Source organism: Bradyrhizobium sp. PRIMUS42 (genome assembly GCF_023006515.1).
In the GTDB taxonomy this organism is placed as follows: domain Bacteria; phylum Pseudomonadota; class Alphaproteobacteria; order Rhizobiales; family Xanthobacteraceae; genus Bradyrhizobium.
The window spans coordinates 1-964 of record NZ_JALBGZ010001270.1; the positions used below are offsets into that span (position 1 = coordinate 1).

2 protein-coding genes are annotated in these 964 nt (G+C 64.7%); both read right to left on the bottom strand.

Annotation, left to right across the window (positions count from 1 at the left end; translation table 11 throughout):
- Positions 1 to 744, bottom strand: a 744-nt coding sequence (locus tag MOV75_RS39610; RefSeq protein WP_247008283.1) for a condensation domain-containing protein, incomplete at its 3' end; no start/stop codon positions are given.
- Between the two features lie 94 nt (positions 745 to 838).
- Positions 839 to 958: a hypothetical protein gene (locus MOV75_RS42980; RefSeq protein WP_369010499.1), complete on the bottom strand. Its 120-nt coding sequence runs from the start codon at positions 956 to 958 to the stop codon at positions 839 to 841.
- Positions 959 to 964: the final 6 nt, after the last annotated feature.

Here is a 964-nt window from a genome sequence, read left to right on the forward strand (position 1 = left end):
CGGCCGGTCGGTCGGAAGATCGAGCATCGCCGGCACGCCGGAGAAGCGCGACCGCCAATAGGACAATTGGCGCTCCAGCACGGCGCCCTGCAGGCGCTGGCGCTGCCAGATTGCGTAATCGGCATATTGAATCGCAAGCGGCGGCAGGGAGGGCACAGTGCCCCGGGAGTAAGCCGTGTAAAGCGCGCTGAGATCGCGAATGAGTATCCCCAGCGACCAGCCGTCAAAGATCATGTGGTGCAGCACCAGGAGAATCACATGATCCTGCTCCGAGAGCTTCAGCAACGCAGCGCGGAACAGTGGCGCGACCGCCAGGTCGAACGGCTTTCCGGTGAACTCCGCCAACTGGTGACGCAGCTCTGACTGTTGCGCCTCGCCGGCAAGCTCCGTTAGATCGAGTTGCACGAGCTCGACCGCCACATGCGGTTCGACGATCTGCGCAGGCTCGCCATCCTCTACAGCCGTGCGCATGCGCAACGTCTCGTGGCGGCGCATCAGCTCGTCCAGGCTGCGGTCCAGCGCAACCTGATCCAGCTCGCCGTTCAGTCGGACGAAGACCGGGATATTATATTCGCTGCCTCCCGGCTGAAGCTGATCGAGCACCCACAGTCGCTCCTGCGCAAAGGACAACGGAGCCGGATCCGCATGATCGCGCGGGCGCAACTGCGGCTCGGCACTCGCAGCGCCAGCCTTCATCAAGAGAGCAAGAAGCTCCGCCCGCTCGATCTCCAGCGTCTCCGCCACAGCCCCCTCGTATCCCATCGCTGTCCACCTACCTTCACGCGCTTGGACTTCTGATCTGTCGCACACCCTCTCGGAACGACGTCATCCGCCGACGCTAGATCGGCACGGTTTCCTCTTCCCAATCGTCGGGCAGGATCCGCTGCGCGAGATCGGCGAGGACCGGCGTCTCGAACAGGGCGCGGAGCGGGAGGTCGACGCCGAGGCGGTCGCGCACGCGCGC